Source organism: Asticcacaulis sp. P2_B1, assembly GCF_056404915.1.
This window is the reverse complement of the sequence record NZ_JBFUDD010000004.1, coordinates 21,247-42,591: the sequence shown is the minus strand read 5'-3', so window position 1 is coordinate 42,591 and position 21,345 is coordinate 21,247. Positions and strand designations below refer to the sequence as shown.

Here is a 21,345-nt window from a genome sequence, read left to right as displayed (position 1 = left end):
TCCATGACTGAAACTATCAAAGCCGGCGTTTTGGTCATCGGCGGCGGACCGGGCGGCTATGTCGCCGCTATCCGCTGCGGCCAGTTGGGCCTCGACACCGTCATCGTCGAAGCCGACCGTGTCGGCGGCACCTGCCTGATCCGCGGCTGCATCCCGTCCAAGGCGATGATCCATGCTGCGACAGCCTTTGAAGGCATGACGCACGCGGCGAAATCCGGCCAGTTCGGTATCAAACGGGCCTCGGCGCCGGTCATCGACCTGGCCGAGACCGTGCGCTGGAAGGAAACCATTGTCGATCGCCTGAATGGTGGTGTTGCGGCCCTGCTGAAGCGCGCCAAGGTGCGTTCGGTGTCGGGCTATGCCCGTTTCGACAGTGCCCGCAGTTGCGTGGTCACCACCGCCGACGGCGAGGTCCGCATCGATGCCGACCACGTCATCCTGGCGACGGGATCGGTGCCAGTCGAACTGCCGTTTCTAAAGTTCGGCGACAAGGTCATTTCCTCGACCGAAGCCCTGGCCTTGTCGGCCGTGCCCAAGAACCTGGTCGTTGTTGGCGCCGGCTATATCGGCCTCGAACTGGGCATCGCCTATGCCAAGATGGGCGCCAAGGTGACCGTGGTCGAAGCACAGGACCGCATCCTGCCGCTCTACGACGCCAAGCTGGTCGAGCCTGTGCGTAAATGGCTGGAAAAGCACGGCGTCACCTTGCATCTCGAAGCCAAGGCTTTGGGTGCCGAGGGCGAGGGCCTTGCCGTTGAGGCCAAGTCGGGCGAGCGCATGGTTCTGCCGGCCGATAACATCCTGGTCACGGTCGGCCGCAAGCCGGCTACGACCGGCTGGGGCCTTGAGGAAATGGCTGTCGCCATGGACGGCCGCTTCGTCCGCGTTGATGACACCTGTTCGACCTCGGCGAAGCATGTCTGGGCGATCGGTGACCTGGTCGGCGAACCCATGCTGGCGCACAAGGCGTCGGCCCAGGGCGAAATGGTGGCGGAGATAATCGCCGGCAAACGTCGCAGGTTCGATCCGGTCGCCATTCCGGCGGTGTGCTTTACCGAACCCGAAATCGTCAGTGTCGGTCAGGGACCCGAGGCGCCGGACACCATCGTCGGCATCTTCCCCTTTGCCGCCAATGGCCGGGCGCTATCGATGGATGCCGGGGACGATGGCGGCTTTGTCCGGGTTGTGGCGCGTAAGGTCGATCATCGCATTGTCGGCGTCCAGGCGGTCGGCCAGCATATTTCGGAACTGGTCGCGACCTTCACCATGGCGATCGAAACCGGCCTGGTGCTGGAAGACGTCACGGGCATTATCCACGCCCACCCGACGCTCGGTGAAGCCTTCCATGAGGCGTCTTTGAAAGCGCTCGGCCACGCCATCCATATTTAGGCGATCTTGGTCAAAACCGTCGCCATGATCTCAGTGCGGGATTCAAAACCCAGCGCTTCATAGAGCGCAATGGCGCCGGCATTGTCGGCATAGGTGTGCAGGAACGGCGTCTCGCCGCGGCTCAGCATCCGTTCGGTGACGATGCTCATCAAGCCGGCGGCATAGCCCCGACCGCGGAAATCCGGGTGGGTGCATACGCCGCTCAGTTCGCGAAAGCCCGGTATCTTCATGCGCTGGCCGGCCATGGCGACCAGCCGGCGGTCGACCTTGACCCCGATAAAGCCGCCGAAACGGTGGGTTTGAGTTGAAAACGGCCCCGGCTTGGTCAGGGTGGCCAGGGCCAGCATCTCGGCCGCATCGTCATCGCCCAACGCAACGAAATCGACCGGCCGGGCTGGGGAGGCTGCCTTCATGGTCATCTGGTGACACAGGGCCGCGCGGGCCACCGAGGTTCCGGGCACGGGGGGGAGATCGCCGGTTTCGACGATCCACACCCCGTCACGGAAATCCAGCGCCGCCAAGGCCGTCAAGCTTTCCCGCGACATATCCGCCGGCGCGGCGAAGGGACCATAGTCCGGATTCAGGCGTTTCGCCCGCGCATCGCCCTGGGACAGCTCCGCCCAGCCGGAATTCAGGGCGCTCCATACGGGCCGGTCGAGGGGATGTGTCACCTATGTCTCCGAACGAAATCACCACCGCCATAGCGCAAAGTTTGCAAAAGGTCGCCCAAGAAGGCATCGTGACAAAGCAGATTCTTTCCCAAGGCTTGCCGATGACTATTCTGCGCGTCCATCATCTCACCCGCTATGACTATCGTCGTCCGGTCGGCTTCGGACAACATCGCCTGATGTTCCGGCCGCGCGACAGCTATGACCAGCGTTTGATCAGTTCCAGCCTGAGCGTGTCGCCGGAACCCAGCGATATCTTCTGGATTCACGATGTCTTCGGCAACTGTGTCGCCGTCGCCGAGTTCGACACAGAGGCCGATCACCTGTGCTTCGAGACCGATATCGTGCTGGATCACTCGCCGCAGTTCAGCCCGCACTTCCGCAGCGACGATCATGCCAAGACATGGCCGTTTCCCTATGACGACGAAGACCTGGCGGACCTGGCGCCCTATCAGCAAAGGCAATATCCCGACGACGGCTCGACCCTCAACTGGGCAAGGCGGTTCATCAATCACAACGGCCCGACCAATACGGCGATCCTGCTGGAAAACATGACCCACGCGGTCAAGACCGGCTTCAAATATAACCGGCGCACCAATCCGGGCACCCAGACGCCGGAAATGACCCTCTACTCCTTAAGCGGAACCTGCCGCGACTTCGCCCTGCTGATGATGGAAGCGGTGCGGTCGCTGGGTTTCGCGGCGCGTTTCGTCACCGGCTACATCTATGTGCCGTCACGCRACGGCCATGAACACCTGGGGGGCGGGGCGACCCATGCCTGGGTCCAGGTCTTTCTGCCCGGCGCCGGTTGGGTCGAATTCGATCCGACCAACGGCATTATCGGCAACCGCGACCTGATCCGCGTCGGCGTTACCCGCGACCCGCGCCAGGCTATACCGCTTTGGGGAACGCACACCGGTTCCCGCATCGATTCTTTAGGCATGACTGTGCAAGTAAATGTGACAACGGCCGACCCCTTCGAGTTGCCGACCCATCCCCTTTGAAAGCAGACCATGCAGATTAAAGCCGGCTATTCGCTGACCTATGAGTGCCTCGCCCCGACGCCGATGATGTTGTGCCTCAACATTCATCCCTCACGGCGCAAGGATCTGCTGACCCCGCAAACCCTCAATTTCTCGCACGGCCTGAAGTCCTGGGACTATCACGACAGCTTCGGCAATGTCTGCACGCGCATCACGGCGCCGCCGGGCAAGACGACGATTTCGACCGAATTTGTTATTTATGACGACGGCGAGCCCGACCATGTGCCGCATGACGCCGCCCAGCACGACATCCGCGATCTGCCCGACGATGTCCTGGTTTTTCTGCTGGGCTCGCGCTATTGCGAAACCGACAAGCTGTCCGACATCGCCTGGAATTTGTTCGGCCAGACCCAGCCGGGATGGCCGCGCGTCCAGGCCATTCTCGACTTTGTCCATGCCCATATCCGCTTCGATTATCAGTTGGCCGACCGGACGCGCAGCGCCTATGACGGCTATGTGGCTCAGGTCGGCGTATGCCGCGATTTCGCCCACCTGGCCCTGACGCTCTGCCGTTGCATGAACATCCCCGCGCGTTATTGCACCGGCTATCTCGGCGATATCAAGATCGAACCGGTGCTGGGGCCGATGGACTTTTCCGGCTGGTTCGAAGTCTATCTCGGAGGTCATTGGTACACGGCCGACGCCCGCCACAACAAGCCGCGGGTCGGCCGTATCCTGATGGCGATCGGCCGCGACGCCACCGACGTCGCCATTTCGACCCAGTTCGGCCCGGCCGTCTTGAGCGAGTTCATCGTGGTGACGGAGGAGGTCGTGTCATCCCTTTAGATTGGCCGCCGCCCGTGGAAGCCATGAACCTCGCTGGCACGGGCGACATCGTCCTGTTGTGCGAGCACGCCTCCAACCATATTCCGGCTGAATATGATGGCTTGGGCGTCTCGCCGGCCGACCTGCAACGTCATATCGCCTGGGATCCCGGCGCCGCCGAGGTGACGCGCCGCCTGTCGCAAAGCCTGGATGCGCCGGCGTTTCTCGGGACCTACAGCCGCCTATTGATCGATCTCAATCGGCCGCTGGCGGCGCCCAGCAGTATCGTCACGCGCTCGGAAGCCACCGACATCCCCGGCAATGTCAACCTGGACGAGGCCGAAATCCGCCGGCGAATCGAGACCATCTTCCTGCCTTACCACGCCCAGGTGAGCGCGTTTCTCGAGGCGCGGCAAAAGGCGGGCAGGGTGACGCGGCTGGTCTGCGTCCATAGCTTTACACCGGTTTATCTCGGTGAAACGCGGACCTGGCATGGCGGGGTTTTGTTCGGTGAGGCCGAAACCTTCGGCCTCGACCTGCTGGCCAAATTACAGACGCCGGGGCTCAATATCGGCGCCAATGTCCCCTATGCCACCAACCGCACCGAAGATTACGGCGTGCCGGTCCACGGCGATGACCGCGGCATTCCGGCCGTGCTGATCGAGATGCGCAACGACCTGATTGGCGATGAGGCCGGCGTGGCGGAGTGGGCCGACCGGCTGACCCGAGCGCTTAGATATCCTTAGGTGGATGGCTTTGCAGCCAGGCATTGGCGCGTTGCTTGCCGTCATTGACCTGTTCAGGCGTCAGCGTCGTTTCCAGCCGGTTGACGGCGTAGGCCAGGCCTGGGACCTTGCGCTGTTGGGCGATCAGTACCCATTTGTAGGCTTCGGCCGGATCCTTGGTGACGCCGGTGCCGGCATAATACATGTTGGCATAGTTGATCATGATGGCCGTCGCGCCGCCATTGGCCGCCTTGCCGTAATATTTGGCCGCCTTGGCGTCGTCCTTCAGCGGGCTGAATTCGGCATAGTAGAGATTGCCGAGGCCGACATCGGCGTGGATGTCGCCGGCGGCCTCGCCCTTCAACATCCAGGCTTCGCCGTTCGCATAGTCGCCGTCATTGGCCAGGGTCGCGCCATAGAGGGTTTCACCTACCGGATCGCCGGCCTTGGCCGCCTTTTCGTAGAGCGCCTTCGACTTGGCGTAGTCCGGAACCAGGGTGCCGCGGCCCATGGCATAGGCTTCGCCCAGCTTGCGTGTCGCCTCGGCATTGCCCGCGGCATCGGCCTTTTGGAACCACTTGACGGCCAGGTCGCCGCTTTCCTCGTCGGGTTGGGCATTGTAGAGATCGCCGAGCGCCAGCATGGCTGGCGCATAGCCGTGACTGGCCGATTTTTCGAACCAGGCGATCTGCGGCACCTCTCCGGTCATGTTTTTGGCGCCGGCGGCGGCCTTGAGGCCCAGCTCATATTGCATTTTGGGGTCGCCCATCTCGGCACGGGCATAGTCGACCAGGTTATTGTGTCCCGTCTTCCAGTCCTGTGTTATGGCGCCGAGACCGACGACGAAGACTGCCACGACCGCGCCGGTCGCGATAAAGAGACTCTTCCTGTCCTGATTTTTTTTCATCATCATCCCCCGGTTGCGATTGAACAAACATATAAGATCGGGCTGAAGAAACAAGCCCCTTCACCGACCAGGTTTAGTTCCGCTGCGGTGAGGGGCGAGACGAAATCGGTTGATCTATGGCGTGCGTCTTTATAGATGGGCTATGGGTGAACGGATTTATCTTTACGATTCCACGCTGCGCGACGGTGCGCAGGCGCAGGGCATCGATTTTTCGGCGGCGGACAAGCAGGCGATCGCGACGGCGCTCGATGCTTTCGGTATCGATTATATCGAAGGCGGTTGGCCAGGCGCCAACCCGACCGACGACGTCTTTTTCGCCGCCCAGCCGGCCATGACCCATGCGCGCATTGCGGCTTTCGGCATGACGCGGCGCAGTGGCCGATCGGCCTCCAACGACCCGGGATTGCAGGACCTGCTGGCGGTCAAGACCCCCAGCGTCTGCCTGGTCGGCAAGGCGTGGGACTGGCAGGTCGAAACGGCGCTCAAGGTTTCCAAGGTGGAAAACCTGCGCATGATCGGCGAATCGATCGCCCATATGGTGGCGAGCGCCCGCGAGGCCGTCTTCGACGCCGAACACTTCTTTGACGGTTACAAGGCCAATCCCGGCTATGCCTTGGACGCCTTGCGGGCAGCCCATGAGGCCGGCGCTGCCTGGCTGGTGCTGTGCGACACCAATGGCGGCTCATTGCCGTCGGAGGTCCGCGCCATCGTTACCGCCGTCAAAGCGGCGTTGCCCGACGCCCGATTGGGCATCCATTGCCACAACGACACCGAACAGGCGGTGGCCAATTCGCTGGCCGCGGTCGAGGCCGGGGTGCGCCAGATCCAGGGCACGATCAACGGTATCGGCGAGCGCTGCGGCAATGCCAATCTGATTTCCATCATCCCGACCCTGATGCTCAAAATGGGCTATGACACCGGTTTGAGCATGGAACAACTGAGCCGCATCGGCCAATTGTCGCGCCTGGTCGACGACCGGCTCAACCGCGCACCCAACCGCCACGCCGCCTATGTCGGCGCCAGCGCCTTTGCCCACAAGGGCGGGCTGCACGTCAGCGCCATGACCAAGGACAGCCGGTCATACGAACACATCGACCCGGCCCTGGTCGGCAACAGCCGCCTGATCCTGGTGTCGGACAAGGCCGGCCGCGCCAATATCCTGACGCGCCTGGAGCAGATGGGCATAGAGGTCGCCGCCACCGATCACCACATCGCCGAGCTGGTCAAGTCGGTGAAGGAGCGCGAGGCCGTGGGCTATGCCTATGAGGACGCCAGCGCCAGTTTCGAGCTCATGGCGCGTCAGTTGCTCGGCGTCCTGCCGCACTATTACGACCTGCAAAGCTATCGCGCGCTCAATGAATACCGCGTCGATGCTTCGGGCCGGCGCTTTGCCGTGGTCGAGGCGACAGTGAAGCTGACGGTGGCCGGCGAATCGATCATGACGGTGGCGGAGGGCAATGGCCCGGTCAACGCCCTGGACGCCGCCCTGCGCAAGGCGCTTTTACCGCACTATCCGCAACTGGCGGGCATGCACCTCAACGACTATAAGGTGCGCATCCTGACGCCGTCGGAAGCGACCGCGGCCCTGACCCGGGTGATGATCGAAAGCCGCGATGACAAGGGCCACACCTGGAACACCCTGGGTGTCAGCCACAATGTCATCGACGCGTCCTATAATGCCCTGGTCGACGCCATCACCTATCATTTGATGAAGACTCAATAGGTTCCAGCCGCGTGTGGCGGTCACGGATTCCCTTAGGCGGCAACGGTTTTGGTGCCGCTGTGACAGGCCGTGGCCGGGATTCGGAGTAGTTTTGGGCAGATTCCCCGAAACGCACGCTCCGAATGGGCAAATTACCCCTCAGGACGCACTCAAAAGATTAAATTGACTTTCTTTCATATGTCAGATATTTCTGACACATGAAAGAAAGTCATCCGACCGGAGATCAATTACTCTTGCGCCTGCTGGCCCTGGCCAGTCCGCACCGGATGCGCATTATCGCGGCCTTGCAGCGTGGCGGGCGTGCCTATGTCAGCCAGATGGCGCGCGATATCGGCATCAGCCGGCCCTTACTGCACCTGCATCTGCAAAAGCTGGAGGAGGCGGGCCTGGTGACCAGCCAACTGGAACTGTCCGCCGACGGCAAGGCGCTCAACTATTTCGAGGTCAGCGATTTCGTCCTCAACCTGACCCCGGCCGTGCTTGCCGAAGCCGCCGCCACGCTCACCCTTAAATCCGACACCTGAAACCTTGAGGAAACACCATGTCCGCGCCGATCTATCTGCTGACCATCTGCCTGCCGCTCCTGACCGTTTTACTGATCTTCGGCATGCGTTATGCCTCCGCCGTTCTGCAAGCCAGGGCGCGCCTGGCCAATGACGACGCCTATCGTCAATTGGCAGAAAAAGCCGCCAAGGCCGAAAGCGAAAATGCCGCTGCCCTGAGCGCCATCCAGGCGTCACTGGAAGACGTGCAGAAGCGTTTTACGGCGATCGAAACCCTGCTCAAGACCGTGGAGTAGGGCGATTTAGCCGCCCCGATCGACATCAAAATGATAACCGAAGGAACGTCAAAATGACCCAAGTCTCGCTGTTTCGTCTCTATGCCCTCAGGGCCTGCTATGCCCTGATCGCCTTTGGCCTGGGCTTCTTTATGTGGCCATCCATTCTGCATCACGATCAGCCGTGGGGCCTGATGCAGGGCGTCGTCAAGGCCATGCTGGGCGCCTTGTCGCTGCTGTGTTTGCTGGGTCTGCGCTATCCGTTGCAAATGCTGCCACTGCTGCTGTTCGAGATGGCGTGGAAGGTGTTGTGGCTGGGCCTGGTGGCCTTGCCGGCGTGGCTGAACCATCAACTGGACGGCGATACGCTGGAAACCTTTTATGAGTGCGTGCCGATCCTGGCCTTCTTCCTGGTCATACCGTGGCGCTATGTCGTCACCACTTACGGCCTGGGCCGTGGCGAACGGTGGGCGTAAGGTGTTTCCCAAAACGGAAAACCGCGTTACCCTTGCCAAACCCTGGCACGCTGACTTAGCTTGGCCAGGGCCAGGCCTCAGGAGATGGCGAAAATGGAAGACGTCAAGACCCCGCACCGCATCTATGCCATGAGTTTTTCCAAGGTTTATCCCCTCTATATCGCCAAGGTGGAGAGGAAAGGCCGGACCCAGGCCGAGGTAGATGAGATCATTCTCTGGATGACGGGTTATAGTCAGGCGCAGCTTCAAGCCCACCTGGACGCCGGAACAAATTTCGAAGACTTTTTCGCGCAGGCGCCGCGGCTGCATCCGGCCCGGGCCTTGATCAAGGGACTGATCTGCGGTGTCCGCATCGAGGAGATCGAAGACCCGCTCATGCGGGAAATCCGCTATCTCGACAAGCTGATCGACGAGTTGGCCAAGGGCAAGAAGATGGAGAAGATCCTCCGGGGCTAGGTCCAACCGAGCTCCAAAACCGATCCTCCGGCTATGGACGCCTGGTTACCTCGGTAACCCGAGCCGGAAACTGCGCCGCATCGCCGTTCAGACTGACTTCATAGGTCTTGCCGCCGTCACAGTCGACCATATAGCCGGTGCCGCCGCCACTATTACCCACCTGCGGGGAGGGTATCTCCTTCGGCTGGTTTTGCACCACGGGCTTGTCCGGCTCGCCGCCCCACGACATATCCGGGTAGCGGAATGCCTTGTAATCAACGACATTGCACGCGTCACGGCCGCCCTGGCCGATAGCCAGAGCCAGCTGGCTTCGTGTTTCCTCCGCCGACATCCTGGGGGAGGTGGCGCAACCCGCGAGACAGACGGCGACGGATGCCGCGATGATGGTAACGATCAGGATCTTCACGGTCTTCCTCCGGTTTATAATTTTACCGCAGGTTATCACCGCTGACCTTGGGGTGCAATGTCGAGTTGTGGGGTGTCAGAGACCGCTCAGCCGGGCCGCTTCCTGCTGGCCCTGGTCGAAACCGGCGCGGGCGGAGGGGATGCGGGTCGCCGGATCCATCTGGTTTACGCCCATGGCGGTCCGGGACAGGGCGTCAGGCGAGAGGACCTCGACGCGGCTGCCCTCCTGGCGCAAAGCTGCGACCTGGCTTGGCAAATCATTGCCCCATTCCGCCGACCGGCGCAGGCCCTCGAACTGGCCTGGCGGGAGCGGCCCGCTGCGTTCGCTGAACGGTGTGAGCACGACGACCTTGGCATAGCCCGAGGCCAGGTCGGCATTGTCGGTGGAGCGCACGCCGCCATTGATATAGCGAACGCCGTTGATGTCGTGCGTCGGTCCGCCGGGCAAGGCGGTGCTGGCGGTGACCGCGTCCGCCAGCTCGATGCCGGAATCGCGGTCAAAGGCGGCCAGGTCGCCGGTATGGGCGTTGACGGCGACGATGGTCATCGGGCGCTCAGGCCATGCCTGGCTGGGCAAGCGTGAGGCGACCAGGGCGCGCCGCCTTAGCGCCGCCGCAGGATCCAGCAAGGCGTCGCTTTCCAGCCCGAATGCCCCCATGGCGCGGCACAGATCGGCGGCCGAGGTAGCGGCGGCGCCGATGGCCCGCATGCGTTCGAACACCGTCGCCATGGGCAGGGAAGACGGCAGGGCTTGGGGCAGGGATGGCGCCGGCCTCTGACCCGCCGGTTGAGCCGGCTCGGCCATCACCGAGGCGTACAGGTCAGCCGGTGCTATACCGCTGCGCACCCACGCCGCCGCGGTGGCGCCGGACGAGGTGCCGATGACCAGATCGGCGGCCTCGGTCAGGTCGAAGCCGGCTTCGGCCAGGCCGGCGACGATGCCGATCATCCATGCATTGCCGGCAGCGCCACCGCCACCGAGAACCAGAGCCATGTTTTTATGAACCATGCGTCTAGTCTATCCGTCCCTGAGCGGACCTGTCGAGGGGTAAGGCGCCCACTAATTGCGCTACTCCTGCGAAGAAGTGGGCTTGCTCGCCAGTTCGGCCATTCCCTCCGCAACGCCACGCTCCCATCCGATATAGAAGTTGTAAACCAAGAAAATGGCCACGAGAGTCAGCACGATGATAATCGCCAGCGGTATCTTCACCGGAGCCGTCAACGCATCCCGTTGATAGTGAAGCGCAAGCGCCGCGTCCTGCGGCGAGATTTGCACCGTTGTTCCATTGGTGAGACGCAGGGTGTCGCCGTCGACGGTCGCGAGCGTGCCCTTGTGCCACTGGGCGCCGGCCTGGATGCGAACCGCGACCTTTTTGCCGTCGCGTGACAAATGGACCGTAGTGCCGTTCAGCGACTGTATCGTGACGTGTTCCATGCTGTATTCCCCCTAAGTCTCTTCCGTTCGGCGGTCGTAGTGCGGAATGGCTCTGATCCTCTTATTTCTGCGGATCATAGCGGAACGACCAATCCTGACCGAGAATCTTAACGCCGGCGCGCAGGACTTCATAATGGGCAGTGTAAAGTCCTGCCTGCCAGGTGGCGTCCGCTTTCGCACCCTCAAACATCATAAATTGCGCCTTGTCGTGATCGGCGGCAGGCATGGTATTTTGTGCCACAACATGATCGTCGGGCGCGGTGAGGACCAAGGACTGCACATCCCCCTGCCGCAAATGGATCGCACGGACATAGGCCACCAAGGCCGGGCTGTCCGCCGTCGGAACAGGAATGTTACCGCGCTCAATATCGTCGTTGCTGACGGCCGTGGAAGCAAAGCCCGTATTCATCACCTGGACATCGTGATAGGCCATCTCCGGCTGAAGCGCCGGGGCCCACAGGCTGGAGGGGGCGGAGGTACAGCCAACGGCGTCCGGCGCGAAAGGATCGACCGCCCTGCCGTAATGGCGCACGATGAAAAAAACGTCGATAAAGCTCGTGAACCCTGACTGACCCGCCAGGCCCAGGACCGTACCGGTGTCGACTTTCTGGCCTTGGTGCACACGAACCGATCCTTGCCGCATATTGCAGTACTGGGTTTGCCAGCCATCGCGGTGATCGATGACGACGCCATTGCCACATTCCTTACCCCGGACGAGATCTGCATCCGCGACGCCGGCATCAAAATCGGGTATGCCATCGCGAATGGCACTGACGACGCCGGGCGCGGCGGCTAAGACATTTACGCCACGATCCTGCGCCACCTTGTCAGGAAGGCGAAAAGCGGTGCCGCCGTTGCCGTCATTTGTTCTCGTTCCACATGCGTAGTCCCGCACGCCGTCATCAGGATCATGGTCGGCATAGTTTTGGATAAAGCATGTCGAGCCCAGCTCACAATCCAACGGCTTGCCGAGGACGATAGCGGGGGCGTTTGACTTCGCGACAGGCACAGCGATTGGCGGACGTGGTACGGCATATTGGGACTGCGCCGCCGGGGCATCCGTGCCACTCAGCATCAATATGATGCTGGCTCCCCATAGCGAAGGTAAAAAAAACATGCCGTTCCCCCATAAATACTTGTTATCTTGTACGACGCAAATGGTCGATTTGGAATAGCGTCTACCCACCTGAAATGCATTAACTTGCCAGAGATCGCGCTGTCGGCATGCCTTCCCGCCACGACGAGGTTGCGCTATCGTGCGGCAAAAACCGGGACATATCGGGAGAGGACAGGTTCACATGACCGTACAAGATCAAATCGACCTTTATATTGCCAGTCAGCCAGAGCCCAAGCGGAGCGAGATGCAGGACCTGCACAAGCGCATCTTGCACGTGATGCCGGGCTGCAAATTGTGGTTTCTGGACGGTCTGAACAGCGAAGGCAAGACCGTTTCCAACCCCAATATCGGCTATGGCTCTCAGATGATGAAGTATGCCGGTGGGGAAACCCGGGAGTTCTATCAAATTGGTTTAAGCGCCAACACGACCGGGATCTCGGTCTATATCATCGGTCTCGAAGACAAGACCTACCTGGCCAAAACCTTTGGCGACAGGCTGGGCAAGGCCAGCGTCAGCGGCTATTGCATCAAGTTTAAAACGCTTAAAAATATCGATGTCGATGTACTGGCGGAGGCCATAAAAGACGGCGTCAGAATCCAGAACGAGCAAGCTTTAGCGTCGTAATTTCCCCTTCATCACCTGGTTTGACGATCGCCGCATAAGGTTGGATACTGAGCCCATGAGCCAGAACTCCGTCAGCTTTGTCCGGCCCGCGCATCTGCCGGGGGTGGAACTGGTCCGGGTCGCCTATCGCGACCGGGCCTTTCCCGTCCACATGCATGCCGAATATGTCGTGGGCGTCGTCACCTCCGGCGCCGAGCAACTTGACGCGGGCGGCAGCAGCCATATCGTGGCGGCGGGCGATGTCCTGCAACTGCATCCGGGTGAGCCGCACGCTAACCGCACGCTTGGCCCCGACACTCTGAGCTACAGCGTTTTCTACCTGCCCGCCGAGGCGATCCGCCCCTGGCTGGACAACGAGCGGATGCCGGTCTTCGCCAGCCCCGTCGTCCATGCCTCCCGGTACGCGCACATCCTGACCGACTGCCACGCGATCCTCAGCCGCGACGGCACGGGCGCTCTGGAGCAGGAGACCGCCCTGATGACCGTCGTACGTGCGCTGGGCGGCGCGACAGGCGACACCACGCCCCCGTCGCGCGGCGGTCCGGCGATCGACCGCGTCCGCGACTTTATCGACGCCCATTTCGCCGACGATTTCGGCCTGCCGGCTCTGTCCGCGGTCGCCGGTCTCAGCGTCTTCCACATGGCCCGCAGCTTCAAGGCCGCCGTGGGCCTGAGCCCGCTTGCTTACCGCAATCTGCGCCGCGTCCACGAAGCCCGCCGGCGGCTGGTCGCGGGCGAAAACATCGCAGCGATCGCCTGCGACCTGGGCTTTGCCGACCAAAGCCACCTGACGCGACAGTTCCAGAAGCTGATCGGCGTGTCGCCCGCGCTCTATCGACAGCAATAGCGTTCAAGACGCAGCGGTGCGCGCCTGGTTTAGTGGACCCCAAAGGAACCCACATCCATGACGCTCAAATCGACGCTTTTCCTCTTCACCGGCCTCCTTCTCGCAACCTCTCCGGCGGTTGCCGAGACGCCGGTCCTGTCCGCCGCCGACTATCTGGCCGATGCGCGCAGCCTGCCGGACCTGATCAAGGCTAACTACGCCTATCTCGATGACCTGCCCGGCGGCGCCGTGCCGCAATCCGCCGTGCTGGACGCCGAACGCGAGGCCGTCCACGACCATGACAGCCTGCTGCACTATGCCGAGGACATGATCGCGGTCCTGGCCGACCACCACGGCCTGACGCAGAATTCGTTCAAGGACGACTGGGCCATCGTGCCGACCTTCAGCGACCTGTGGATCGTCAAAGCGGCGGAAGGCTATGTCATCGATGCGGTCAGACCGGACAGTCCGGCGGCGCGCGCCGGCGTGCGGCGCGGCGACCGTCTGACCGCGGTCGACGGCGTCGCCATCGATTCCGCCGTCACTGCCTTTTGGGCGCGGCTGGGGCTAGAAGCCATCGGCGAGCGCGCACCCTATGCCGCCCGCGTCCTGGCGGCAGGACGGCGCGACCGCGACCGTCATCTCACCATAGCCTCCGGTAAAACGACGCGCGACCTGACCCTGGCCAGCCTCTATACGGCTCAGCCCGACCTGCCGCCGGTCACCGTATCAAACGACCCCGGCGGCGCGACGACGATCCGGCTCAATAACCAACTGGACCAATCGGCGACGATCACAGCTTTCGACGACGCCATGGCGAAGGTCCCGCCCGATGCCACGGTGATCATCGACCTGACCGATACCCCCAGCGGCGGCAATACCGTCGTCGCCCGGGCGATCATGGGATGGTTCGTGACCAGGGCCTCACCGTACCAGGTGCACAACCTGCCGGCGGAGGCCCGCGAAACCGGCATTGAGCGGCAATGGATCGAAGAGGTCCTGCCGCGCGCGGGGCGGTATCATCCGGGACCGGTCCAGGTGCGCGCCGGCCGCTGGACCGGCAGTCTCGGCGAAGGCCTGGCGGTCGGCTTCATGGCCCTGGGCAAGCCGGCCTGCGGCGGCGCCATGGCCGGGCTGAAAGGGGCGGTGTACGATTTCGACCTGCCCAAGACCGGCATGACGGTCAAGTTCCCGGCCGAGCGCCTCTACACGGTTTCGGGGCAACCGCGCCAGACGGTCGTCCTGCCGCCTTGCGAGAACTAAACCTGTGATACCCACGGCAGACGGTGACCGGATGCCGAATGAGGGGCTTGGCAGAGCGGCAAAAATGGCTAAGGTTCCAGCCATCGACTATCGGGAGCGCAGCCATGATCTGGAAAACCCTTCTCGTTGTGGCGGCGTTCGCCCTGCTGGCGCCTTCGGCCTTTGCGCAGGCGACATCTCGCCCCTGCCCGGAAACCGGGCCGGAGAGCGATCAACCGGGCCCGGCATGCCTCCTGGCCCACGTCGATATCGGAGACCTTCCCGCCGGCGATATTTATTGGCACGTCACGGAGTTTGCCGACCTGGCCGCGGCCCGGGCGGCGGCAAAACCGACCGAAGTCGTCGTCGACTCCTTTGGCAAGGCGTTTGTGTTTTCCATCGGCCCGAGGACGCCGGATGCCGCCGGCACGGTCCAGGTCGGTCCGCTACCTCTCGATGACCGGAACGGCCATTTCGTCGCCGAATACCTGAAATCGACCTTCACGCCCGGCATGACCGCCCCCGTCCATGTCCACTCCGGACCCGAAGCCTTTTATGTCGTCAGCGGTGATTCCTGCCTGGAAAGCCCCGATGGCGTGCAGACGGCAAAAGGCGCCGGCAGCAGCCTGATCATCCGCCAGGGGCCGCCCATGTTGTTGATGGCCGTCGGCAGCGAGACGCGGCGGGGCTTCGCGCTTATCCTGCACAGACCGGACGCGCCGCCGACGACCATGGTTCAAGATTGGACGCCGAAGGGGCTTTGCCACGCGGGTTGAGCTCACGGCCGTATGAGATCAAGTCGACACTTATATTGTCAGCCAGTTACGCCATGCCGCCCCAATCCGCTAATAATAGAAAACGTGATAAGTCACATTTTGAATGGTGAAGGGTATGGTTACGTCGTCGACACTGCCTTGAAACTGGCAGATGGGGGCACCGCGTTTGCCGACTCCGACGACGGTAATCGTGATGCCGTAAAGGTCGACAGAGACCGGCGCGCCGTCGAAGGTCACGTCGACGCTTTCCGAGAATAGGCTGCCTGCCGTGGCGCTATAGGTGAGAAAGCCAAACAGATAGTGGATAGGCCCCGGTTTTTTCTTGTTGTAATCGGACCGCCACGCAATCTGGCCACCGATTTGCGGCACGGCAGCCTTGCCGAGAGGGTGGTAAGGAATGGGTGCTTGAAGGGTAAATTCCGGGTACATAAAGTGACCGGCGAAGATCTGCTTGTCGATGACCAGGGCGCCCGGTTTTACCAGAACCTGAGCCGTCATGACGGAGTGGTCGAACTTTCCGTCGTGGTCGCTGTCGATCAGACACGGCGCCCACCGAGGTCCGTGCAGTAGTGTGGTCCAGGCCTTGCCGCAATACATGCTTCGGTCGTTACCGGCTGAGTACAAGACCGAACCGGTGATCAAAGGCGATTTCTTGTCGATGCCTATGACATCCGTCAGCTCGGGCGGTACATCGCCGTCCAACTGTATGGCTGATGTCGGGGAAATCCTGACCTCGGCCAGCATTTGATCGGGTTTCGAGGTATAGGTCTTGCCGGCATTATAATGCTCGGAGCTGACGGTGAGCAAGAATTTGCTGTTGTCGCTGGCCCAAGCGGATGCCGGCAGAATGAGTGCCAAAACGGCGCCGATAAAGGCTATGGTTTTCATAAAGTCCCCCGTTGGGCGCGCCGTGGTTGCCAGGCGTGGCAGTCCATATGCGCGTTGAACGGCAACTTGCCAGAAAGGGAAGCTTTTGCAAGCGGGGGCCGTAACGCGCTGACTAAGGTTGTGCCCCGAACGGCCGGCGGGTGGCGGCGAGGGCGGCCTTCAGAGTGTCTTCCAGGGTGTGAAAGACGGGCGCCCCGTGGCGCCCGGCCAATTTCGCCAGATAGGTCATTTTCGGCGCGGCTTCGGGGAAACCCAGGATGAGCTTGCCGCTTTGGATCAGCAGGCCGAATTCGACATTGGTGGTGAAGGCGGGCATGGTCTCGAGATCGCGCGGCACCCAGAAAACGGCGACGGTGCACAGATTCAGCGCTTCCCATTCCCAGTGCAGTTGATCGTCATAGTGTCCGTGCGCTCCCCAATCGGCACTTTCCGGGACATAGACCTGGCCGTCAAAGGCCAGGTCTTCCAGGATGCGCAGCGCTTCCGGCCGCCACGACGCGGTCGCAGCGCGACGCGGCGTCGGACCGGCCAGGAAGATGGATTTCGGCAAAGGCGTAAGGGCGAAGACGGGCGTCATCTATGCGTGCGCGCGAAAAAAGGCGATGGCCAGTTCGATTTCCTTGGGTACCGCACCGAAATGGTCGCCGGGCACGACGACGGCTTCAACATCGAGGCCTGCCTGGCGGGCTATGGCCGCGATGGCCGCGGTCGACTTGGTGAAGAAGGTCTCCTCGGACCCGCAGAATAGACGCGCCGGCGACTTGAAGCTGCGGGCATAGGCGAGCGGTGAGCGAAGTTCGAATTCGGCCTTGTCCGTGGTGTCGAAGGGCACGATCTGAGACCAGGGCTTACCGCTGGTGAAGGCGATTTGATCGGGCGAGCCGGAAAAGGCGGCAACGGCGCGAAAACGCGGCGAAGCCTGGCAGGCCAACATCGTGTGGGTGCCGCCGACACTGTGGCCAGCCAGATAGATATGGTCCGGATCGGCCCAGGACAGAGTGCGGACATGGTCTGCGACGGCAAGGACGTCGTCGACTTCGTCATAAAACATGCTGAACGTGCCCGCCTGGCCGTTCTCACCGCGCAGGATCGGCGTCACAATCGCATAACCGGCGTCGAGGAAGGGGCGCGCCATATCGAAATCCTCTTCGCCGAAGCCAAAGCCACCGTGGAGGAAGATAACGACCGGTAATGTTGTGGCGGGCCCGGCGGGCCGACCAACCCAGGCCTTCAGCATGAGGCTGCCGGAGGTATAGTCGATGGCTTGGACGTCCGCCGGAGGCTTGGGCATAATATCCCGCTGAGGCGACGGGCCCTTAACGAGCAATTTGGTGCGGAACGCGGCGCGGTCGGTGGCGTAGTCGCTGGTCTTGAGGCGCAAGCCCTGGCCGACGATCTCGGGCGCCTGTCCCTCTGCCTTAGCGCAGCCGGCCAGGAAAAATCCGGCAGTGCCCAAAAGTATGCCTCGACGCGTTGTCATTCTGTTGTCCCCCAAAGTGAGAAGCGTAGCATTGGCTCCCACCGGCGACAAGGTTCTGCCTCCCTTTGCTCAATTTCGGCAGCGCCTTGCGAACTGCATAAAATATGACCCAATTAATTGGATAGAATTGGATAACTTTTCCGGCCGATTATCCGTTCGGGTCGTCAAATTTCGGCTTTCCACGCGATCGCCGGTGCCGATTTAGCGTCCATCCGTCACCTTTTCGCGTCATCCAAGCTCATAAAGCCTGGCAAAGCCCGCGCATATGACTCATTTTTCATCGCTATTTCGTCGCTTTGCGCAGGCTTTCGTCAGCGTTTTTGTGGCGACATAATGATGCCCAGCCAGTTTTCCCAATCGGCGATCCACGCCCTGGCGCCGATGGGGCGTAATTAACTCTGACCCCTTTTGACGCTCCCCAGCCTTTAAAGCTTTAAAAAGGGTTAATCTCTTGTCATGAAAACTTGTATAATTTTTAAATAAATGTATAGATTGAAAAATATACGAGAACTGGGGAAATGTCGTGACATCATTTCGCTTTTATGCCCTTGCGGCAGCCATAATTGCCATAGGTTCAGGTTGTTCAACAACACATGCTGGCCTTCATGTCCCAACTGAGTACGTAACGCGGAACCATAACTATTGGGACTCTTCGAAGGGGGAGGCGATTCAATGCAGCGGCAATCAACCTATAATTCCAGCGGCATATATGTATCCTCCGCTGATGGCCATGGGCGACAGTCTCTATAACGGCGTTCAATCCGGCCGTATAAATTGGGTGCTTGCGGAATGGTCGGCGCCTGTTTATGTCGCGCTGCGATTAGACCTCATAGATGAGTTGGAAGCTGATCGTAAAGGGTCGCGGCAATTCGTTGTACCGCAGTATCCGGCGGCAAGACCTAAAGGCCTGAACTCCACGGAATTTGGGACTGATATTGAGCATGCGCCCTACTGGACGGATGCGTTGAGTCTTGATCGAAATACTGCGAATAATCTTAATTACCTTTTGGAAAGCTACAGGCCTCCCAATCAACGCGCCTTGGTCGATAATATCGCCTTTTCCGGTGCCAATAGCACGGACCTAGTTGGTGTATCCCCAGAACTGTTTCGCGCGGCCGCAACAACCTCGATCGCCGCCGGAAAAGGGCGAAATGCCTTTACCGCCGCGAATGCTGCCTTCGTCCTAAATCCCATGCATGTTTCATGTCTGGAGGATAAAACGCCGTTGGATCAGGTGCTTCTTCGCCATCCTAAGGTCCTGCTTATCAATATCGGTTCAAACAATGGTGTTTGGAGGGCCGGCTTTAGCGGGCTAAGTGTCGATTCCGTGGTTAAGTGCGATCAGCCAGACGAAAAAATAGTTGCCATTACCGGTGAGCGTCGATGCGATTCCACAATAAGAACTTCGCTGGGCAAGACATATGTCAGCGACATGAATCTCATGATTGCGAAGTTAGCATCCGATCCAAGCATAGAAGAAGTTTATATAAATGGCCTCATTCATCCCAGCCGTGCCGCAAATGTTGTCCCGGATTCGAATAGTTCTCTAGAGACAGATAGCAAATATGCGGATGCATACCAATTAGATCTATTTCCAAATAGAACTTCTATAAGTGGCGCCCAGGTCAGGGATACCGATTTATTTGTCGATAGTGTAAATAACACTATTAAAGATGCTATAAAAAAGGCGAATGCGACGCTGGGGCATGAGAAATTCGTCTTTGTTGACATGGATGCGGCATTTGCCGGATATGATGTAAAGGGTTGCCTGGGGGGGGATGGTAAAGTCAGAGCCGGATGCAATTCGTCCGCCAAATCCTATACGCTTGGCCCACAAGTCGGACTAACGTGTGTGACAAAGGTAGACAATCAGCCTTTGCGGCTTGCCGGCGCTAATATTATCGGTCGTAGAAAGGATGAGTTTTGCCACGGCATCGTGCAGGGCGGATTATTCAGCGCGGATAATATGCATCCTAGCAGTATTGGGTACGGCCTTATGGCCCAAACCGTTCGGTCGGCAATGGTGCCCCATGATATAAAGCTCCAGGAGGTCGTCGCCAGGGGCGGCGTGTGTCACAAAGGAATCCATTACACCTGTACAGCGATTTTGGTTGTTCCCGGTTACGTGGCGACCGACTACAATTTAAGGGATATTGAATTGATTGCTGTGTCGGGAAACAGTGATAGGAAAAATTTAAACACCCTTAAAGCGCTCAAGGAGTTTATGGCGACCCTTTCCGGCTCTGACTAATACCTGCGTAAAGGCTGGACGAATATCTAAGCCCGTATAGGCTTCGGTCATGCCCCTTCCTCCTCGCTTGATGGCTGCCCGATCGGCAGTCTTCAAGACGTGGGAAGGATAAAGCCCTTACGCTATGTCACCGCAATTCTAATTCTTGAAGCAGTGACGGCGATGAAACTCCAGATAATTGGCCTGGAGCGGATTAAACGGGCGTGAGGATATAGATGCCGGTATGGTCCAAAGATGTAGAACGTTTCTATCGAGTTGCGGCGAAATGAGCATGGTACCATCGTCGAGAAACGATATATATCCTTGGTCAAATAGATGGTCGATGTGGGGTGCCAGGATCAGGCCGTTGTTGCCATCAAGACGTTCGGCGTCGTTGCTATCTTTCCAAGGTTTAATGTGGCTGGCCCGCAAGTGGCGAAGGTCGGTTACACCGGTAACACGACAGTGGGGTTCTAGAGCGTACGCGTCCGCTTTGAAGCGGCCTTGTCCTATGCGGGCATCGATTTGAGCCTTTTGGTTGTGGGCGATACGTTGCTCGCCTCGATCTCCGCAAGATCCTCAGCCAAAGTTTGTGAAGAGAGACCGGATAGTGCCGATCGGGGTTCAATACTGCGCAGGATAAGCTTGTTTTTCAGGTCAGCGCGTTGAATCCATGCTCTGGCCCCTTTGCCCCACTCGATGATGAGTTCGCCCTCTAACGCCGCAAGTGAGTCATTGTATTGTGTTTCGTAGACGTCGCAGGTCCCTGCTTTATCTACGCGCCCGGGGGCATGCACGTATGGCCGGTCTTCTTTAAGAAGGCCATCGAATCTAACGTTATAGAGGCCCGCGAATATTGTCTCACCTTCAGGATTGACCACGAACGAAGCCCAATAGGGAGGGCGCGCCAACTTAGCCCTATTTATAGTTTCCTGAGTAGATTGGTAAATCTCAAAATCAGGTCGAGCGTGCCGCCAAAGCTCAAAAGGGGATCGTGTTACTCCTGACCGGGTATCTTTATGTTTCAGTAGGACAACGTCCTTAGGCGACAAACCAATATCAGCCAGTACACTATTGAAATACTGCTGCTGCAAGGCGTGGTCCACGGCCACATCGAAGCCCAATGAAGTCAGAATGCGTTCAACCGAGGCTCTGCCGCCGCTGAATTCCGAGGCATGAAGTGGGCCTAGATCGGGACGCGCGTACTTGTGCGCCACGCCAATTATGGCCTTGGAGTCATACCTTTTCCCGCGTTGGATCAGTTGATAGGAACGAGAAGGCGCAAAGCCGTAATTCTCAAGGAATGTTTGCCTGCCGAGTTGATCATGTTCAGCTATGGCCGCAAGGATGTGGTCTGGGCTAGTTATGTCCTTTAGCATCATGGAATACCT

The 21,345-nt window shown here is 60.0% G+C and carries 25 protein-coding genes; 14 read left to right on the top strand and 11 right to left on the bottom strand.

Features of this window, described 5'->3' with window-relative positions:
• Positions 1-3: 3 nt before the first annotated feature.
• The gene (lpdA, locus tag AC1DX3_RS12105) at positions 4-1,389 is read left to right on the top strand and encodes a dihydrolipoyl dehydrogenase (RefSeq protein ID WP_476989551.1); all 1,386 of its coding nucleotides are present in this window, start codon (positions 4-6) and stop codon (positions 1,387-1,389) included.
• On the opposite strand, the gene AC1DX3_RS12100 is transcribed toward lpdA, so the two are convergent.
• Positions 1,386-2,060 carry a GNAT family N-acetyltransferase gene (locus tag AC1DX3_RS12100; protein WP_476989550.1) on the bottom strand — a complete coding sequence of 225 codons (675 nt, stop codon included), beginning with the start codon at positions 2,058-2,060 and terminating at the stop codon, positions 1,386-1,388. The two genes, lpdA and AC1DX3_RS12100, sit on opposite strands and share 4 nt — an antisense overlap.
• 2 nt (positions 2,061-2,062) lie before the next feature.
• Here AC1DX3_RS12100 and AC1DX3_RS12095 point away from each other — a divergent pair, with 2 nt between their 5' ends.
• From AC1DX3_RS12095 to AC1DX3_RS12085, 3 genes are read left to right on the top strand one after another with little or no spacing between them, the layout of a single operon-like run.
• Positions 2,063-3,061, top strand: a complete 999-nt coding sequence (locus AC1DX3_RS12095) for a transglutaminase family protein (RefSeq protein WP_476989549.1) — start codon at positions 2,063-2,065, stop codon at positions 3,059-3,061.
• Between the two features lie 9 nt (positions 3,062-3,070).
• On the top strand, positions 3,071-3,886 hold the full coding sequence (locus AC1DX3_RS12090) for a transglutaminase-like domain-containing protein (protein ID WP_476989548.1): 816 nt from the start codon (positions 3,071-3,073) through the stop codon (positions 3,884-3,886).
• A 23-nt stretch (positions 3,887-3,909) separates the two neighbouring features.
• The gene (locus tag AC1DX3_RS12085; RefSeq protein WP_476989547.1) at positions 3,910-4,611 is read left to right on the top strand and encodes an N-formylglutamate amidohydrolase; all 702 of its coding nucleotides are present in this window, start codon (positions 3,910-3,912) and stop codon (positions 4,609-4,611) included.
• Here AC1DX3_RS12085 and AC1DX3_RS12080 read toward each other — a convergent pair.
• A complete protein-coding gene (locus tag AC1DX3_RS12080) occupies positions 4,598-5,497 on the bottom strand; it encodes a tetratricopeptide repeat protein (RefSeq protein WP_476989546.1) in 900 nt (299 codons plus the stop codon). The genes AC1DX3_RS12085 and AC1DX3_RS12080 overlap by 14 nt on opposite strands.
• Positions 5,498-5,639: 142 nt before the next feature.
• On the opposite strand from AC1DX3_RS12080, the gene cimA reads away from it, so the two are divergent.
• The 5 genes from cimA to AC1DX3_RS12055 all read left to right on the top strand — a co-directional run bounded on the left by cimA (position 5,640) and on the right by AC1DX3_RS12055 (position 8,930).
• Positions 5,640-7,220, top strand: a complete 1,581-nt coding sequence (gene cimA, locus AC1DX3_RS12075; protein WP_476989545.1) for a citramalate synthase — start codon at positions 5,640-5,642, stop codon at positions 7,218-7,220.
• 197 nt (positions 7,221-7,417) lie between these two features.
• Positions 7,418-7,744, top strand: a complete 327-nt coding sequence (locus AC1DX3_RS12070) for an ArsR/SmtB family transcription factor (protein WP_476989544.1) — start codon at positions 7,418-7,420, stop codon at positions 7,742-7,744.
• A gap of 17 nt (positions 7,745-7,761) precedes the next feature.
• The gene (locus AC1DX3_RS12065; RefSeq protein ID WP_476989543.1) at positions 7,762-8,019 is read left to right on the top strand and encodes a hypothetical protein; all 258 of its coding nucleotides are present in this window, start codon (positions 7,762-7,764) and stop codon (positions 8,017-8,019) included.
• A gap of 53 nt (positions 8,020-8,072) precedes the next feature.
• On the top strand, positions 8,073-8,474 hold the full coding sequence (locus AC1DX3_RS12060) for a hypothetical protein (protein WP_476989542.1): 402 nt from the start codon (positions 8,073-8,075) through the stop codon (positions 8,472-8,474).
• Positions 8,475-8,567: 93 nt separating this feature from the next.
• The gene (locus tag AC1DX3_RS12055; protein ID WP_476989541.1) at positions 8,568-8,930 is read left to right on the top strand and encodes a DUF2200 domain-containing protein; all 363 of its coding nucleotides are present in this window, start codon (positions 8,568-8,570) and stop codon (positions 8,928-8,930) included.
• A gap of 31 nt (positions 8,931-8,961) precedes the next feature.
• Here the strand turns inward: AC1DX3_RS12055 and AC1DX3_RS12050 are convergent, their stop codons facing one another.
• The 4 genes from AC1DX3_RS12050 to AC1DX3_RS12035 all read right to left on the bottom strand — a co-directional run bounded on the left by AC1DX3_RS12050 (position 8,962) and on the right by AC1DX3_RS12035 (position 11,956).
• Positions 8,962-9,336, bottom strand: a complete 375-nt coding sequence (locus tag AC1DX3_RS12050) for a hypothetical protein (protein ID WP_476989540.1) — start codon at positions 9,334-9,336, stop codon at positions 8,962-8,964.
• 75 nt (positions 9,337-9,411) lie between these two features.
• Complete coding sequence (locus AC1DX3_RS12045) at positions 9,412-10,344, bottom strand: patatin-like phospholipase family protein (RefSeq protein ID WP_476989539.1); 933 nt, start codon at positions 10,342-10,344, stop codon at positions 9,412-9,414.
• Positions 10,345-10,404: 60 nt separating this feature from the next.
• Positions 10,405-10,770 (bottom strand): hypothetical protein, encoded by a 366-nt coding sequence (locus AC1DX3_RS12040; RefSeq protein WP_476989538.1) that lies wholly within the window; start codon positions 10,768-10,770, stop codon positions 10,405-10,407.
• A 61-nt stretch (positions 10,771-10,831) separates the two neighbouring features.
• A complete protein-coding gene (locus AC1DX3_RS12035) occupies positions 10,832-11,956 on the bottom strand; it encodes a peptidoglycan DD-metalloendopeptidase family protein (protein ID WP_476989537.1) in 1,125 nt (374 codons plus the stop codon).
• A gap of 112 nt (positions 11,957-12,068) precedes the next feature.
• On the opposite strand from AC1DX3_RS12035, the gene AC1DX3_RS12030 reads away from it, so the two are divergent.
• The 4 genes from AC1DX3_RS12030 to AC1DX3_RS12015 all read left to right on the top strand — a co-directional run bounded on the left by AC1DX3_RS12030 (position 12,069) and on the right by AC1DX3_RS12015 (position 15,356).
• Positions 12,069-12,512: a DUF1801 domain-containing protein gene (locus AC1DX3_RS12030; RefSeq protein ID WP_476989536.1), complete on the top strand. Its 444-nt coding sequence runs from the start codon at positions 12,069-12,071 to the stop codon at positions 12,510-12,512.
• Positions 12,513-12,567: 55 nt separating this feature from the next.
• Positions 12,568-13,359, top strand: a complete 792-nt coding sequence (locus AC1DX3_RS12025) for an AraC family ligand binding domain-containing protein (protein ID WP_476989535.1) — start codon at positions 12,568-12,570, stop codon at positions 13,357-13,359.
• A 57-nt stretch (positions 13,360-13,416) separates the two neighbouring features.
• Complete coding sequence (locus AC1DX3_RS12020; protein WP_476989534.1) at positions 13,417-14,601, top strand: S41 family peptidase; 1,185 nt, start codon at positions 13,417-13,419, stop codon at positions 14,599-14,601.
• A 104-nt stretch (positions 14,602-14,705) separates the two neighbouring features.
• Positions 14,706-15,356, top strand: a complete 651-nt coding sequence (locus AC1DX3_RS12015) for a cupin domain-containing protein (protein WP_476989533.1) — start codon at positions 14,706-14,708, stop codon at positions 15,354-15,356.
• Between the two features lie 69 nt (positions 15,357-15,425).
• Here AC1DX3_RS12015 and AC1DX3_RS12010 read toward each other — a convergent pair whose 3' ends face one another.
• The 3 genes from AC1DX3_RS12010 to AC1DX3_RS12000 all read right to left on the bottom strand — a co-directional run bounded on the left by AC1DX3_RS12010 (position 15,426) and on the right by AC1DX3_RS12000 (position 17,724).
• Positions 15,426-16,244: a hypothetical protein gene (locus tag AC1DX3_RS12010; RefSeq protein WP_476989532.1), complete on the bottom strand. Its 819-nt coding sequence runs from the start codon at positions 16,242-16,244 to the stop codon at positions 15,426-15,428.
• A gap of 112 nt (positions 16,245-16,356) precedes the next feature.
• Complete coding sequence (locus AC1DX3_RS12005; RefSeq protein ID WP_476989531.1) at positions 16,357-16,821, bottom strand: nucleoside 2-deoxyribosyltransferase domain-containing protein; 465 nt, start codon at positions 16,819-16,821, stop codon at positions 16,357-16,359.
• The gene (locus AC1DX3_RS12000; RefSeq protein ID WP_476989530.1) at positions 16,822-17,724 is read right to left on the bottom strand and encodes an alpha/beta hydrolase family protein; all 903 of its coding nucleotides are present in this window, start codon (positions 17,722-17,724) and stop codon (positions 16,822-16,824) included.
• A 523-nt stretch (positions 17,725-18,247) separates the two neighbouring features.
• Between AC1DX3_RS12000 and AC1DX3_RS11995 the strand changes: the two genes are divergently transcribed.
• On the top strand, positions 18,248-19,975 hold the full coding sequence (locus tag AC1DX3_RS11995; protein WP_476989529.1) for a hypothetical protein: 1,728 nt from the start codon (positions 18,248-18,250) through the stop codon (positions 19,973-19,975).
• Positions 19,976-20,113: 138 nt separating this feature from the next.
• Here the strand turns inward: AC1DX3_RS11995 and AC1DX3_RS11990 are convergent, their stop codons facing one another.
• Both AC1DX3_RS11990 and AC1DX3_RS11985 read right to left on the bottom strand, forming a co-directional pair.
• The gene (locus tag AC1DX3_RS11990; RefSeq protein WP_476989802.1) at positions 20,114-20,467 is read right to left on the bottom strand and encodes an HNH endonuclease; all 354 of its coding nucleotides are present in this window, start codon (positions 20,465-20,467) and stop codon (positions 20,114-20,116) included.
• Positions 20,464-21,336 (bottom strand): ScoMcrA-related endonuclease, encoded by an 873-nt coding sequence (locus tag AC1DX3_RS11985; RefSeq protein WP_476989528.1) that lies wholly within the window; start codon positions 21,334-21,336, stop codon positions 20,464-20,466. The genes AC1DX3_RS11990 and AC1DX3_RS11985 overlap by 4 nt, the downstream gene beginning before the upstream one ends.
• Positions 21,337-21,345 lie beyond the last annotated feature (9 nt).

Coding starts and splice junctions, on each gene's coding strand:
- lpdA (WP_476989551.1), top strand. CDS start 4: ATGACTGAAACTATCAAAGCCGGCGTTTTGGTCATCGGCGGCGGACCG.
- AC1DX3_RS12090 (WP_476989548.1), top strand. CDS start 3,071: ATGCAGATTAAAGCCGGCTATTCGCTGACCTATGAGTGCCTCGCCCCG.
- AC1DX3_RS12085 (WP_476989547.1), top strand. CDS start 3,910: ATGAACCTCGCTGGCACGGGCGACATCGTCCTGTTGTGCGAGCACGCC.
- AC1DX3_RS12080 (WP_476989546.1), bottom strand. CDS start 5,497: ATGAAAAAAAATCAGGACAGGAAGAGTCTCTTTATCGCGACCGGCGCG.
- cimA (WP_476989545.1), top strand. CDS start 5,640: ATGGGTGAACGGATTTATCTTTACGATTCCACGCTGCGCGACGGTGCG.
- AC1DX3_RS12070 (WP_476989544.1), top strand. CDS start 7,418: ATGAAAGAAAGTCATCCGACCGGAGATCAATTACTCTTGCGCCTGCTG.
- AC1DX3_RS12065 (WP_476989543.1), top strand. CDS start 7,762: ATGTCCGCGCCGATCTATCTGCTGACCATCTGCCTGCCGCTCCTGACC.
- AC1DX3_RS12060 (WP_476989542.1), top strand. CDS start 8,073: ATGACCCAAGTCTCGCTGTTTCGTCTCTATGCCCTCAGGGCCTGCTAT.
- AC1DX3_RS12055 (WP_476989541.1), top strand. CDS start 8,568: ATGGAAGACGTCAAGACCCCGCACCGCATCTATGCCATGAGTTTTTCC.
- AC1DX3_RS12045 (WP_476989539.1), bottom strand. CDS start 10,344: ATGGTTCATAAAAACATGGCTCTGGTTCTCGGTGGCGGTGGCGCTGCC.
- AC1DX3_RS12040 (WP_476989538.1), bottom strand. CDS start 10,770: ATGGAACACGTCACGATACAGTCGCTGAACGGCACTACGGTCCATTTG.
- AC1DX3_RS12030 (WP_476989536.1), top strand. CDS start 12,069: ATGACCGTACAAGATCAAATCGACCTTTATATTGCCAGTCAGCCAGAG.
- AC1DX3_RS12025 (WP_476989535.1), top strand. CDS start 12,568: ATGAGCCAGAACTCCGTCAGCTTTGTCCGGCCCGCGCATCTGCCGGGG.
- AC1DX3_RS12020 (WP_476989534.1), top strand. CDS start 13,417: ATGACGCTCAAATCGACGCTTTTCCTCTTCACCGGCCTCCTTCTCGCA.
- AC1DX3_RS12015 (WP_476989533.1), top strand. CDS start 14,706: ATGATCTGGAAAACCCTTCTCGTTGTGGCGGCGTTCGCCCTGCTGGCG.
- AC1DX3_RS12010 (WP_476989532.1), bottom strand. CDS start 16,244: ATGAAAACCATAGCCTTTATCGGCGCCGTTTTGGCACTCATTCTGCCG.
- AC1DX3_RS12005 (WP_476989531.1), bottom strand. CDS start 16,821: ATGACGCCCGTCTTCGCCCTTACGCCTTTGCCGAAATCCATCTTCCTG.
- AC1DX3_RS12000 (WP_476989530.1), bottom strand. CDS start 17,724: ATGACAACGCGTCGAGGCATACTTTTGGGCACTGCCGGATTTTTCCTG.
- AC1DX3_RS11985 (WP_476989528.1), bottom strand. CDS start 21,336: ATGATGCTAAAGGACATAACTAGCCCAGACCACATCCTTGCGGCCATA.